General features: G+C 66.6%; 12 protein-coding genes. 1 reads left to right on the forward strand and 11 read right to left on the reverse strand.

The genetic code is table 11. From position 1 onward, the window contains the following. Positions 1–2: 2 nt before the first annotated feature. The 4 genes from MICSW_RS09270 to MICSW_RS09285 all read right to left on the reverse strand — a co-directional run bounded on the left by MICSW_RS09270 (position 3) and on the right by MICSW_RS09285 (position 4,595). Entirely contained in the window at positions 3–782 is a 780-nt protein-coding gene (locus MICSW_RS09270) for a fumarylacetoacetate hydrolase family protein (RefSeq protein ID WP_228178090.1), read from the reverse strand. Beyond that, positions 779–1,897, reverse strand: coding sequence for a branched-chain amino acid aminotransferase (locus tag MICSW_RS09275; RefSeq protein WP_292726888.1), 1,119 nt, complete (start codon positions 1,895–1,897; stop codon positions 779–781). The genes MICSW_RS09270 and MICSW_RS09275 overlap by 4 nt, the downstream gene beginning before the upstream one ends. Before the next feature lie 72 nt (positions 1,898–1,969). After that, on the reverse strand, positions 1,970–3,022 hold the full coding sequence (locus tag MICSW_RS09280; protein WP_464495373.1) for a 3-isopropylmalate dehydrogenase: 1,053 nt from the start codon (positions 3,020–3,022) through the stop codon (positions 1,970–1,972). Further along, positions 2,985–4,595, reverse strand: coding sequence for an MFS transporter (locus tag MICSW_RS09285; protein WP_464495375.1), 1,611 nt, complete (start codon positions 4,593–4,595; stop codon positions 2,985–2,987). Before MICSW_RS09285 ends, MICSW_RS09280 begins: the two co-directional genes overlap by 38 nt. Positions 4,596–4,673: 78 nt before the next feature. On the opposite strand from MICSW_RS09285, the gene MICSW_RS09290 reads away from it, so the two are divergent. Beyond that, complete coding sequence (locus MICSW_RS09290; protein ID WP_464495378.1) at positions 4,674–5,336, forward strand: TetR/AcrR family transcriptional regulator; 663 nt, start codon at positions 4,674–4,676, stop codon at positions 5,334–5,336. On the opposite strand, the gene serA is transcribed toward MICSW_RS09290, so the two are convergent. The 7 genes from serA to ilvD all read right to left on the reverse strand — a co-directional run bounded on the left by serA (position 5,239) and on the right by ilvD (position 13,214). Next, entirely contained in the window at positions 5,239–6,843 is a 1,605-nt protein-coding gene (gene serA / locus MICSW_RS09295; protein WP_228178086.1) for a phosphoglycerate dehydrogenase, read from the reverse strand. The two genes, MICSW_RS09290 and serA, sit on opposite strands and share 98 nt — an antisense overlap. A gap of 150 nt (positions 6,844–6,993) precedes the next feature. Next, positions 6,994–7,392: a bacitracin resistance protein gene (locus tag MICSW_RS09300; protein WP_341578793.1), complete on the reverse strand. Its 399-nt coding sequence runs from the start codon at positions 7,390–7,392 to the stop codon at positions 6,994–6,996. Then, positions 7,389–7,883, reverse strand: a complete 495-nt coding sequence (locus tag MICSW_RS09305; protein WP_464495384.1) for a DNA polymerase III subunit gamma/tau — start codon at positions 7,881–7,883, stop codon at positions 7,389–7,391. The genes MICSW_RS09300 and MICSW_RS09305 overlap by 4 nt, the downstream gene beginning before the upstream one ends. A gap of 150 nt (positions 7,884–8,033) precedes the next feature. Then, a complete protein-coding gene (ilvC, locus tag MICSW_RS09310; protein WP_228178083.1) occupies positions 8,034–9,059 on the reverse strand; it encodes a ketol-acid reductoisomerase in 1,026 nt (341 codons plus the stop codon). 87 nt (positions 9,060–9,146) lie between these two features. After that, positions 9,147–9,656 (reverse strand): acetolactate synthase small subunit, encoded by a 510-nt coding sequence (gene ilvN, locus MICSW_RS09315; protein ID WP_228178082.1) that lies wholly within the window; start codon positions 9,654–9,656, stop codon positions 9,147–9,149. A gap of 3 nt (positions 9,657–9,659) precedes the next feature. Beyond that, entirely contained in the window at positions 9,660–11,462 is a 1,803-nt protein-coding gene (locus MICSW_RS09320) for an acetolactate synthase large subunit (RefSeq protein ID WP_228178081.1), read from the reverse strand. Between the two features lie 45 nt (positions 11,463–11,507). After that, positions 11,508–13,214, reverse strand: a complete 1,707-nt coding sequence (gene ilvD, locus MICSW_RS09325; RefSeq protein WP_228178080.1) for a dihydroxy-acid dehydratase — start codon at positions 13,212–13,214, stop codon at positions 11,508–11,510. Between the last annotated feature and the right edge of the window lie 8 nt (positions 13,215–13,222).

A 13,222-nucleotide genomic window follows, 5' to 3' on the forward strand; every position in this document is an offset into this window, starting at 1 on the left:
TGTCACCGGCGCGGCTCCGCATCCCGCGCGGTGTTGCGCAGGATGCCGAGCCCATCGATCTCGACCTCGACGACGTCTCCGGACACGAACGGGCCGACACCGGCCGGCGTGCCAGTGAGGATGACGTCCCCGGGCAGCAGTGTGAACGCAGCCGACACATACTCGATGATCGCCGGAACCGAATGGATCATGTCGGTGATCGCGCCGCGCTGACGGACCTCGCCGTTGACGCGTGTGGTCAGTGTCGCGCCGCCCGCGAGGTCGAACTCGGTCTCGATCACGGGTCCGAGCGGGCAGAAGGTGTCGAAGCCCTTCGCACGCGACCACTGGCCGTCAGAACGCTGCAGGTCCCGCGCTGTCACGTCGTTGCCGATCGTGTATCCGAAGACGTGGTCCAGCGCAGCATCCGCCGACACGTTCTTCGCAATACGGCCGATGACAACGGCGAGTTCCCCCTCGTAGTCCGTGCGCTCCGACTGCCACGGCCGCACGATCGGCTCGTCCGGCCCGATCACCGCCGTGTTGGGCTTCAGAAACAGCAGCGGCTCGCCGGGTGCCTCGCTCCCCATCTCCGCGGCGTGATCGAGGTAGTTCTTACCGACGCACACGACCTTCGAGCGCGGAATGACCGGAGCGAGCAGCGTGACCTCGCCGACCGGCACGCGCTCCCCCGTCGTCTCGTAGCCGGCGAACATCGGGTCACCCGCGAGCACCACGAGCTCGCCCTCGTCGAGGATGCCGTAGGCGATCGCATCCTCGTGTCGGAACCGCGCGATTCTCATGCCTGGGAGCGGGCGTCGAGGCGGTGCATCCAGCCGTGGCGGTCTTCGGCGTGGCCGTACTGGATGTCGGTCAGCTCCTGTCGCAGCTCGAGCGCGAGCGAGCCGACGGGCTGCTGGTCGACGAAGTCGCGTCCCTTGAGCACGCCGATGGGAGTCACGACGGCGGCAGTCCCGCAGGCGAAGACCTCGACGATGTCACCGGATGCCACACCCTCACGCCACTCGCGCAGCGAGATGTTGCGACCCTGCACGTGGAGGCCGCGGTCGGCCGCCAGCTGCAGGATGGAGTCGCGTGTGACGCCCTCGAGGATCGAGTCCGACTGCGGTGTCACGACCGTGCCGTCCTTGAAGACGAAGACGATGTTCATCCCGCCGAGCTCTTCGACGTTGCCGTCCTGATCGAGGAAGACCACCTGGTCGCACTCGTTCTCGTAGGCCTCGGACTGCGGCAGCAGACTCGACGCGTAGTTGCCTCCGGTCTTGGCAGCCCCGGTGCCGCCCTTGCCTGCCCGCGAGTAGTCCTCGCTGAGCCAGATCGACACGGGGGTCACACCGCCCTTGAAGTAGGCGCCCGCGGGGCTGGCGATGACGTAGTAGCCGACCTTGTTGGCTGGACGCACGCCGAGGAAGGCCTCTTTGGCGAACATGAACGGGCGCAGGTAGAGGCTCTGGTTCTCGCCCGAGGGCACCCAGGCGCCGTCGACCGCGATGAGCTCCTCGAGCGACTGGATGAAGTACGACACCGGCAGCTCGGGAAGAGCCAGCCGCCGCGCCGAGCGCTGCAGGCGGCGACCGTTCTGGTCGGGACGGAACGTGTGGATCGATCCGTCGGCGTGACGGTAGGCCTTGATGCCCTCGAAAACCTCTTGCGCGTAATGCAGCACAGCTGCGGCCGGATCGAGCGAAAGCGGACCGTAGGGTTTCACCTGCGGTCGGTGCCACCCGCCGCCGACCGACCAGCAGACATCTACCATGTGGTCGGTGAAGTGCTGACCGAAACCGGGGTTGGCGAGAATCGCCTCGCGCTCGGCATCCGTCTTTGCCTGCAGGTTCCGCATCACCTGGAACTGCAGGGGCGCAAGGCCGGCGTCGGGGTCGGTGTCAAGAAGTGTCATGTCGAAATCCAGTCGTTCATGCGCGGCGGTGGCGGATCCGTCCGGCGCGGCAAGGAGCCGAGTGGCTCCAGGCTACGCCTGTAGGCGGGCGACGATTGCGTCACCGATCTGCGCTGTGGTGCGGGCGGCCTCGCCCCGGGACGCAATGTCATCTTCCACCGCGCGGGTGACGCGGGCGGAATCGTCGTGCAACCCGAGGTGGTCGAGAAGCATTGCGATGGACAGAATCGCGGCGGTGGGGTCGGCCTTCTGCTGACCCGCGATGTCGGGCGCCGATCCGTGGACGGGCTCGAACATCGAGGGGAACGCGCCGTCGGGGTTGATGTTCCCCGAAGCGGCGAGGCCGATGCCTCCGGTGACGGCGCCGGCCAAGTCGGTGAGGATGTCGCCGAAGAGGTTGTCGGTGACGATCACGTCGAAGCGGTCAGGGTTTGTGACCAGGAAGATGGTTGCCGCATCGACGTGCAGATAGTCTACGGCGACGTCGGGGTGCTCTTCTGCCACCTCGCGCACGATTCTCTGCCAGATTCCGCCGGCGTGCACGAGCACGTTGGTCTTGTGCACGAGCGTCAGCTTCTTGCGGCGCCGTTCGGCCAACGCGAACGCGTAGCGCACGACCCGCTCAACACCGAAGGCCGTGTTGACGGATGTCTCGTTCGCGACCTCGTGCGGCGTGCCCTTGCGGATCGCGCCGCCGTTGCCGACGTAGGGACCCTCTGTGCCCTCGCGGACGACCACGAAGTCGACCTCACCGGGGTTCGCGAGAGGGCCCGGCGCACCAGGGTAGAGCTTCGAGGGCCGCAGGTTGACGTAGTGGTCGAGCTCGAAACGCAGCTTGAGCAGCAGTCCGCGTTCGATGTTCGCATCCTTCAGGCGAACGTCTCCCGGAACGCCGCCCACCGCGCCGAGCACGATCGCATCGTGCTGCTTTATGGCCTCGAGGTCAGCATCCGTGAGCGTGTCGCCGGTCTCGAGGTAACGCGCGGCACCCAGCGAGAACGGGGTCTTCGTGAAACGGATGTCGCTGCCTGCGGTCACCGCATCCAGAACCTTCATGGCCTCGGCGACGACCTCGACACCGATGCCATCACCGGGGATGACGGCTAGCTTCACCTCGCGCGACATTGCTCTCCTCGTTCTCGGATCGCGCCGCCTGATTCACAGATGACGGCGCCGATCCCAGCGTAGTGGCCGCGATAACGGCAGCCAGGACCATGAGACCGGCCCCGACCGCGGCAGTGACCGCAACGCCCGAGTCGAAGGCAGCTGCCGCGGCAGCACGCAACGCGTCGGCGATGGGGGCAGCGAGCTCGCCCGCCGTGACGTAGGCGCCGGCGAGCGTTTCCCGCGCCTGCGCGGCGAGGTCAGTGGGCACTCCCGCGGGGATCGCGATTCCCGACCGGTACGAGGCGGTGAGGATGCTGCCCAGCACAGCGGTTCCGAGCACGGCGCCGAGCTCATACGCCGTCTCAGAGACAGCGCCTGCCGCCCCCGCCTTGCTCGGCGGGGCGCTCGCCATGACGAGCTCGTTCGACACTGTCTCGGCGGCACCGATTCCGATGCCGAGCAGCACACTGGCCAGCAAGAGCCAGCCGAGGTCACCGCTCCCCGCTGTCGCCGCGACGAGGAGGTAGCCGCTCATCGAGAACATGAGCGCCGCGGGAACCACGATGCGCGGTGGAATCCGCGACGCAATGGGCACGACGAGAAGCCCGGAGACGATGACCGACGCCAGTGACGGCACGAGCGCGAAGCCCGCTTTCACCGGCGACAGGCCGACGATCAGTTGCAGATGCTGAGCGATGAAGAACATGAAGCCGACGAGCGAGATGACACTCAGCAGGTTCACCAGCAGAGCACCGCTGAAGGTGCCTCGCGTGAACAGCCGCATGTCGAGCATCGGGGAGCGCGCGTGCAACTGCCGCCGCACGAACAGGATGCCGAAACCAGCGCCCGCAACTGTCGCGACGACAATCGTCGGTGAGAATCCGTGGACCGCGAACTCCTTGATGGCCCACACGATCGGCACCATCATCGCCATGGACAGCACGATACTGACGGCGTCGACGCGTCCGGCATCCGGGTTGCGGCTCTCGGGAACCAGCAGCGGCGCGAGCACCAGCAGCGGCACGAGCACGGGTACCGCCATGAGGAACACGGATCCCCACGAGAAGTGCTCCAGGAGGACTCCCCCGACGATCGGGCCGAGCGCCGCACCGGCCGAGAACATCGATGCCCAGATGGCGATCGCGAGGCGTCGCTGACTGCGGAGGGTGAAGATGCTGCGTAGCAGCGCAAGTGTCGAGGGCATGATCATGGCACCGAACAGGCCCATGGCAGCACGACCCGCGATCAACCACTCCGCCGAGGGGGCGAAGGCAGACAGCGCCGACACTGTAGCGAATCCGGTGGCGCCGATCAGCAGCATCCGTCGCCGACCGTACCGGTCGCCGAGGGTTCCCATCGTCACCAGGAGGCCGGCGAGCACGAGCGGGTAGGCATCGATGATCCACAGCTGCTGCGCCGCGGTGGGTTCGAGTGCGAGCGCGATCTCGGGCAGTGCGAAACTCAGCACCGTGTTGTCGACCGAGATCAACAGCACGGGCAGCATCAGCACCACCAGCGCAGCCCAGCCACGCCAGGTCACCGGACGCCCCTCGCTTTCGGCGATGCGGATGTCTTCGGTCAGGGTCGTCATCATGTCACCGTCAGAATTTCTATACCGTCTGGCTGGTATAGTAACAGCCATGGAGACTGCCTGGCTAGCATCGAACGCATGAGTCGTCCCCCGCACGCCCGTGAGAAGGTGCTCGACGCATTCGAGTCACTCCTCATCGCCGAGGGCGAGCGCGCCGCCACCATGGATGCCATCGCGCGCGCCGCCGGGGTCTCCAAGGGTGGCCTGCTCTACCACTTCGCGTCGAAGGAGGCGCTCGAGGCGGCGTTGCTCATCCGACTCGAGAAGTGCGTCGACGAAGACCTCGCCCGCATGACCTCCTCAGAGGAAGGTCCCGTCGCCTATTACGTGCGCACCTCGGCGATGGACGGCACCGCGCTGGACAGAGCGATCCTCGCCGTCTCTCGCCTCGCGCAGGCCGGCCGGGGCGCCGCGAGCGATGCCCTCCGAACTGTCCGGGAGCGCTGGGCCGACACTCTCCGCCCGCATGTCGCCGACAAGACGGCGTTGGACCTCGTCATGCTCATCAGCGACGGCGTCTACTACAACAACGCCCTCCAGCACGATGGTCTGGCAACGCCAGTCCCCGCGACGCCGAGATGGATGCCTTGGTGCAGCTCATCGCACAGGCAACCGCTCCGCGCGACTGACCGCGGCCGAAGGCCTACGGCTCGACGATCTCGATCTGACGGAACAGGTCGGCCCCGACCGCCTCACGCATCTGGTCGAGCAGCTCGTCCGGCACTGCTGCGTCGACCGTGAGCACCGAGAGAGCACGCCCGGTGGCATCCGGATGCGCGACCTGGAGCCCCTCGATGTTGATTCCGGCGTCACCGAGCTTCCTGGCGTAGATCGCGACGATGCCCGGACGGTCCTGGTAGCGCATCACGACGTGGTGGCCGGCGATCGGTACCTCGATGTCGTAGCCGTTGATGGCGACGATCTTCGGGACCATGCGCGTCCCGGCGAGCGTTCCCGCGACGCTCAACGTCGTGCCATCCGACATGGTGCCGCGCAGAACGGTGAGGTTGCGGTACTGAGGGCTGTCGGCCTCGACGATCATGCGGGTTTCGATGCCGCGCTGCTCAGCGAACAGCGGCGCGTTCACGTAAGACACGTTCTCGCTGACGATGTTCGTGAAGATGCCCTTGAGCGCCGCGAGCCGGTACACGCTGACATCGAACGCGGCGAGTTCCCCGCGAACCTCGATGTCCAGCGAGGTCAACGCGCTGTGGGTCAGGCCCGTGAAGTACTGCCCGAGCATCTCGACAAGCCCGATACCGGGACGCACGAACGGGTCGATGACGCCGCCGGCGACGTTGACCGCGTCCGGGACGAGATCGCCTTCGAGCGCGAGCTTGACAGACTTCGCAACCGAGACGCCGGCCTTCTCCTGCGCCTCATCGGTCGAAGCTCCGAGGTGTGGCGTTGCGACGACGTTCGGAAGGGCTACGAGTTTCGCTGCCGCCGAGTCGGGCTTGGGCGGCTCGGCGGTGAAGACATCAAGTCCGGCACCGGCGATCTGGCCGGTGGTGAGAGCCTCGAGCAGCGCCTCTTCGTCGAACAGTCCACCGCGCGCGACGTTGACGACGTACGCCGTGGGCTTCATCGCCGCGAGCTGCTCGGTGCTGATCATGCCGGTGGTCTCGGGCGTCTTCGGCATGTGCACCGTGAGGAAGTCGCTCTCGCGCACAACCTCGTCGAAGCTCAGCAGCTCGACACCCAGCTGCTGGGCACGCGCAGGGGTGACATAAGGGTCGTACCCGACCAGACGCACACCGAAGGCCCGCAGACGCTCGGCGACCAGGGCGCCGATCCGGCCGAGGCCCAGGATGCCGACGGTCTTCTCGAACAGTTCCGCGCCCGTGAACGAGCTGCGCTTCCACTGACCCTGTGCGAGGGAGGCGTGGGCGGCGGGGATGTGGCGGGCCAGGCTCAGGATGTGCCCGACGGTGAGTTCTGCGGCCGAGATCACGTTGGACGTCGGTGCGTTGACGACCATGACGCCGGCGGCAGTCGCTGCCTTGATGTCGACGTTGTCGAGCCCGACGCCCGCGCGGGCGATCACGCGAAGCTTCTGCGAGGATGCAATGGCCTCGGCATCCATCTTCGTCGCTGAACGGATGAGGACGGCGTCCGCGTCGGCGAGAGCAGCAAGCAATGCGGGCCGGTCGGTGCCATCGACGTTTCGGACGTCGAAGTCCGGACCGAGGGCCTCGATCGTGGCGGGGGACAGTTCTTCGGCGATCAGCACGACCGGTTTGGACACGGGTGGATCCTTCGGAGCAGACGCGCACGAGTGAATCGCACGCAGGATGACGGTAATGCCACGCCGCACGCCATGACGACGGGCCTTCGCCAGCCTATCGCGGGCGCGCCCACCGTCCCGACCAGATGACGTGCCGATGGTCCCGTCGGCTCAGCCTCCGAGAAGCGATGCGCCGTAGACGGCGGCATAGGCGATGACGTTCATCCAGAACACCGCGACGATCCCCAGGCCCGACAGCATGATGAGCGCGAAGGCTCCGGCGCGTCGCTTCCACCCGATGGCAAAGGCGAGGGCGAACACGATGATCGGGAAGGCGATGGCTGTCAGCAGCAGGGCCCAGCCGCCGCCGTTGAGTCCGAGCGGGCCGGTGGCCTGCGAGATCAGGAAGGCGACGGCGTTCCAGACGGCATAGGCGTAGAACAGGCCGAAGAAGCCGGCGATCGTGGCGATGAGCCACACCGGGAGGGCGGTGCGACGTACGGCCGGTGCAGACGCCGTCGAGGATGACGACACCGAGGTTTCGGTCGGCTCGTTGGTGTTCTCGCTCACTGTCCGATCGCCCCCACCATGATGAACGGCCACGGCAGCACGAGCAGCGCCCCGAGGACAAGAAGCAGTATCCGAACCCAGGACCGACCGCCTCGCGTCAGCAGCAACACCGTGACGAACCAGATGAGCGGGGTCAGCACCGCTAGCCACAGACTCACCTGATAGGCCAGCGGCGCGACGAGGAACTCGGCGTACTGCTGCAGCCGCAGGCCCCCGATGATCCACCCGATGCTCTCGAGGGCGTACACGCCGCCGAAGACGCCGAGGATGATGAGCGCAGCGTTGCTCGGGCCTGCTGCGGGTGCGTCGTCGGTGTCGGCATCCGCCCGCTCCGCTTCCGGCGCGGGAGCTGCAGCATCCGAGCGAGAGTCGGATTCGGCATCCGCGGCCGGCGCTGACGTCGGGGCGATCGCCTCGCTCCCCTTGCCGACGGCGACGTAACCCGGGGGCAGCGAGGGACCCGCGTCGAGCGTCGGGTCGTCATCCCCCACGAGAGGGCGTCGTCGTCGCGGTCGGTGCTCACGAGTTCAGCCTACCCACGACCGAACCCACACGTCCCGGCCCGAACCCACTGAGCTGCTCGCGCAGAACAGGTGGGTTCGGGGCCGGAGGTGTGGGTTCGGCGGAAGAGGGTGTGAAGATCAGCGCGCGGCCGAGCCCTCCACGTAGTCCTTGTCCTGCTGCTTCCACGAGAACAGCGAACGCAGGTCCTTGCCGACGGCCTCGATCGGGTGCTTTGCGGCCTTCTCGCGCAGCTCGAGGAACTCGACGGCGCCGTTGTCCTGGTCGTTGATGAACCGCTCGGCGAACGCACCGGAACGGATGTCGGCGAGAACCGCCGCCATGTTCTCCTTGACGTGCGGGTCGATGACGCGCGGGCCCGAGACGTAATCGCCGTACTCGGCGGTGTCCGAGACGCTCCAGCGCTGCTTGGCGATGCCGCCCTCCCACATGAGGTCGACGATGAGCTTGAGCTCGTGCAGCACCTCGAAGTAGGCGATCTCAGGCTGGTAGCCGGCTTCGGTCAGGGTCTCAAAGCCGTACTGAATCAACTGCGACACGCCACCGCACAGCACCGCCTGCTCGCCGAAGAGGTCGGTCTCGGTCTCTTCCGTGAAGGTCGTCTTGATGACGCCGGCGCGCGTACCGCCGATGGCCTTCGCGTAGGACTTGGCGAGCTCCCAGGCGCTGCCCGAGGCATCCTTTTCGACAGCGATGATGTCGGGGATGCCGCGACCTGCGACGTACTCACGACGAACCGTGTGGCCGGGAGCCTTCGGGGCGATGAGGATGACGTCCACACCCTCGGGAGCCTCGATGTAGCCGAAGCGGATGTTGAAACCGTGCGCGAAAGCGAGGGTCTTGCCCGGTGCGAGGTTGGGCTTGATCTCGTTGTTGTAGATGCCGCGCTGGTGCTGGTCGGGCGCGAGGATCATGATGACGTCGGCCCACGCGGTGGCGTCGGCGACGGACTTGACCTCGAAACCGTCCTCCTGCGCCTTGGGCGCGGACTTCGAGCCATCCTTCAGCGCGATGGCGACCTCGACGCCCGAGTCACGCAGGTTCTGCGCGTGGGCGTGGCCCTGCGAGCCGTAGCCGACGATGGCGACCTTCTTGCTCTGGATGAGGGCGAGGTCGGCATCCTGGTCGTAGATCATTTCGGCCATGGGGGTGTCTCTCCTTGACTGTGCGATTGTGGTCGTTTGTTCTCGCCGAGCCCGCTCAACGACCGGGAGCGGATCGGCGTGGTCTTCTCAGCCCCGCAGGACCCGTTCGGTGATGCTCTTGCCGCCGCGGCCGATCGCGAGCATGCCCGACTGGGCGAGCTCCTTGATACCGAAGGGCTCGATCGCGCGCAGGAACGCTTCAACCTTGCCTTTATCGCCGGTGATCTCGACGACCATCGCCTCGGGAGCGTAATCGACCACCGATGCGCGGAACAGGTTGATGACCTCGAGCACGCTGGAACGGCTCGCATTGTCGGCACGCACCTTCACGAGCATGTGCTCGCGCTGCACGGATGCCGCGGGGTCGAGCTCCACGATCTTGATGACGTTCACGAGCTTGTTCAGCTGCTTGGTCACCTGTTCGAGCGGGAGCCCTTCGACATCCACGACCACTGTGATGCGGGACAGGCCCGGCACCTCGGTGACGCCCACCGCGAGGGATTCGATGTTGAATCCACGGCGGGCGAACAGGCCCGCAACGCGGGTGAGCAGGCCGGGCTTGTCTTCGACCAGAAGGCTCAGCACGTGACTTGTCATGGCTCAGTCCTCCTGATCGAAGGTCGGGGCGTGCTCACGCGCGTACTGGATCTCACTGTTGCCGACACCCTGGGGCACCATCGGCCACACCATCGCGTCTGCCGACACGACGAAGTCGATGACGACGGGGCGATCGTTGGTCTCCAGCGCGGTGCGGATTGCGTCGTCGATCTCGTCTTCCTTCTCGACGCGCAGGGCGAGGCATCCGTAAGCCTCAGCCAGCTTCACGAAGTCGGGCACGCGTGCGGTGCCGTGGCCCGTGTTCAGGTCGGTGTTGGAGTGGCGGCCGTTGAAGAACAGCGTCTGCCACTGGCGCACCATCCCCAGCGACGAGTTGTTGATGATCGCAACCTTGATCGGGATGTTGTTCAGCACGCAGGTGGCGAGCTCCTGATTGGTCATCTGGAAGCATCCGTCACCGTCGATCGCCCACACGACACGATCCGGCTCGGCGACCTTCGCGCCCATCGCCGCGGGAACCGCGTAACCCATGGTGCCGGCGCCGCCCGAGTTCAACCAGGCGTTGGGGCGCTCGTACTTGATGAACTGGGCAGCCCACATCTGGTGCTGTCCGACGCCGGCGGCGTAGACGGCCTCGGGGCCGGTGAGCTCACCGATCCGCTGGATCACCTTCTGGGGCGCCAGGAGTCCATCGGTCGTCGGGGCGTATCCGAGCGGGAACTCGCTGCGCAGACCCTTGAGGTAGGCCCACCATTGGCTGGTGTCGGCACGGCCCGCGTCGGCGTTCGCGCGGAACGCGGCATCCAGATCGACGAGAACCTCGCGCAGGTCACCCACGATCGGAACGTCAGCGGCACGGATCTTGGAGATCTCGGCGGGGTCGATGTCAACGTGGATGACCTTCGCGTGCGGCGCGAAGTGCGATGCCTTGCCGGTGACCCGGTCATCGAACCGGGCACCGAGCGCCACGATGAGGTCGGACTCCTGCAGCGCCAGCACAGCGGGGACCGTGCCGTGCATGCCGGGCATGCCGAGGTTCTGCTCGTGCGAGTCGGGGAACGCACCCCGGGCCATGAGCGTGGTGACAACCGGCGCGCCGGTAGCCTCTGCCAGGGCGAGCAACTGCTCCGAAGCGCGGGAGCGGATGATGCCACCGCCGACGTAGAGCACCGGCTTCTCGGCCTCCGCGATCAGCTGAGCCGCAGCCTGGATCTGCTTCCCGTGGGCTTTGGTCACCGGCCGGTACCCCGGCAGATCGATCTGCGGCGGCCAGATGAACGGCGCCTCGGCCTGCTGGGCATCCTTCGTGATGTCCACCAGCACGGGACCGGGGCGACCCGTCGAGGCGATCTCGTAGGCAGCCGCGATCGCGCCGGGGATGTCTTCGGCACGCTTGACCAGGAAGGAGTGCTTCGTGATCGGCATCGTGATCCCCACGATGTCGGCTTCCTGGAACGCATCAGTGCCCATGAGGCTCGAGAAGACCTGGCCCGTGATGCACAGCAGCGGCACGGAGTCCATGTAGGCATCCGCGATCGCCGTGACGAGGTTCGTGGCCCCCGGCCCCGAGGTCGCGATGGCAACACCGACCTTGCCGGATGCCGAGGCATACCCTTCGGCTGCGTGCCCGGCGCCCTGCTCGTGGCGGACGAGGATGTGGCGGACAGCCTCGTCGTCCATGAGCGGGTCGTAGACGGGCATGATCGCGCCGCCGGGAAGCCCGAAGACGTCGGACACACCCAGCAGATCGAGTGAACGGACGACCGCCTCAGCGCCCGTCATCACAGGCGCCGAGGCGCTGCGAGCGGGGGGCCGGGGCACGGCCGTGGCGATGTCGGAAGACATGATGATTCCTTGCGATGGATGTCGAGAGTTGCGAGAGAGGAACGCCTAGTTCGTCGTCGCGCCTTCGGATGCCGAACGCACGAGTCGCGTGTACTTGGCGAGGACGCCACGGGTATAGCGCGGAGGAAGCGGCTCCCAGCCCTGCCGGCGGGAACTCAGCTCAGCCTCGTCGACGAGTAGGTCGAGGGAGCGAGCTGCGATATCGACCCGTATCAGATCACCATCGCGCACGAAGGCGATCGGACCTGCGTCGACCGCTTCGGGTGCTATGTGGCCGATGCACAGGCCGGTTGTGCCGCCCGAGAATCTGCCGTCTGTCAAGAGTAGTACATCTTTTCCGAGCCCAGCGCCCTTGATGGCAGCTGTGATCGCGAGCATCTCCCGCATGCCGGGGCCGCCCTTCGGGCCCTCGTACCGGATGACGACGACGTCGCCGGCCGAGATCTCCCCGGCCTCGAGCGCATCCATGGCGGCCCGCTCACGCTCGAACACGCGTGCGGGGCCTTCGAAGACGTCGCTGTCGAAGCCCGCGGACTTCACGACCGCACCCTCGGGGGCCATCGAGCCGTGCAGGATCGTGATGCCACCGGTCTCGTGAATCGGGTTGTTGAACCCGTGGATGACGGTGCCATCCACCGGGTCGGGGTTCAAGTCGGCGAGGTTTTCGGCGAGGGTCTTGCCGGTCACGGTGAGCGCGTCGCCGTGCAGCAGTCCTTCGTCGAGCATCGCCTTCATGACCACCGGGATGCCGCCGTGGCGGTCGACGTCGTTCATGACGTACTTCCCGAACGGCTTCATGTCTGCGACGTGCGGAACCTTGTCGCCGATGCGGTTGAAGTCGTGCAGGGTGATGTCGACATCAGCCTCGCGCGCGATCGCCAGCAGGTGCAGCACGACGTTGGTCGAACCCCCGAGAGCCATCGCGAGAGCGATCGCGTTCTCGAAAGCCTCCTTGGTGAGGATGTCGCGCGTCGTGATCCCGAGCTTCAGCAGGTTCACGACTGCCTCGCCCGAGCGGTGGGCGAACGCGTCGCGCCGGCGGTCGGCTGACGGCGGGGCGGCAGAGCCGGGAAGGCTGAGCCCCAGCGCCTCAGCGACGGATGCCATCGTGTTGGCGGTGTACATGCCACCGCACGCACCCTCGCCGGGCGCGAAGGCGCACTCGATGCGCTTGAGGTCGGCCTCACTCATCCGGCCCGACAGGCACGCGCCGACACCCTCGAACGAGTCGATGATCGTGATGTCCTTCTCGGTGCCGTCCGAGAGCTTGACCCACCCGGGCGCGATCGAGCCGGCGTAGAGGAAGACGCTCGACAGGTCGAGGCGGGCGCTGGCCATCAGCATCCCGGGGATGGACTTGTCGCAGCCGGCGAGCAAGACGGTGCCATCGAGGCGCTCTGCCATGACGACGGTCTCGACCGAGTCGGCGATGACCTCGCGGCTCACGAGGGAGAAGTGCATTCCCTCGTGCCCCATCGAAATGCCATCCGAGACGGAGATGGTGCCGAATTGGAGCGGGTACCCGCCACCGGAGTGCACACCCTCTTTCGCGCCCTGAGCGAGGCGGTCCAGGCTCAGGTTGCAGGGCGTGATCTCGTTCCAGCTCGAGGCGATACCGATCTGGGGCTTGTCCCAGTCCTCATCACCCATACCGACCGCGCGGAGCATTCCGCGGGAGGTGGTGGCTTCGATGCCGTCGGTGACGACCCGGCTCCGAGGTTTGATGTCAATGGTGCTGTCGTGCGGGGCCATGCACGAAG

This window comes from Microbacterium sp. SW12 (assembly GCF_055391095.1).

Bases quoted from the DNA above. Each gene is read 5' to 3' on its own strand.
- ilvD (WP_228178080.1), bottom strand. From the start codon at position 13,214: ATGGCCCCGCACGACAGCACCATTGACATCAAACCTCGGAGCCGGGTC.
- MICSW_RS09290 (WP_464495378.1), top strand. From the start codon at position 4,674: ATGAGTCGTCCCCCGCACGCCCGTGAGAAGGTGCTCGACGCATTCGAG.
- ilvN (WP_228178082.1), bottom strand. From the start codon at position 9,656: ATGACAAGTCACGTGCTGAGCCTTCTGGTCGAAGACAAGCCCGGCCTG.
- MICSW_RS09280 (WP_464495373.1), bottom strand. From the start codon at position 3,022: ATGTCGCGCGAGGTGAAGCTAGCCGTCATCCCCGGTGATGGCATCGGT.
- MICSW_RS09320 (WP_228178081.1), bottom strand. From the start codon at position 11,462: ATGTCTTCCGACATCGCCACGGCCGTGCCCCGGCCCCCCGCTCGCAGC.
- MICSW_RS09270 (WP_228178090.1), bottom strand. From the start codon at position 782: ATGAGAATCGCGCGGTTCCGACACGAGGATGCGATCGCCTACGGCATC.
- ilvC (WP_228178083.1), bottom strand. From the start codon at position 9,059: ATGGCCGAAATGATCTACGACCAGGATGCCGACCTCGCCCTCATCCAG.
- MICSW_RS09285 (WP_464495375.1), bottom strand. From the start codon at position 4,595: ATGACGACCCTGACCGAAGACATCCGCATCGCCGAAAGCGAGGGGCGT.
- MICSW_RS09275 (WP_292726888.1), bottom strand. From the start codon at position 1,897: ATGACACTTCTTGACACCGACCCCGACGCCGGCCTTGCGCCCCTGCAG.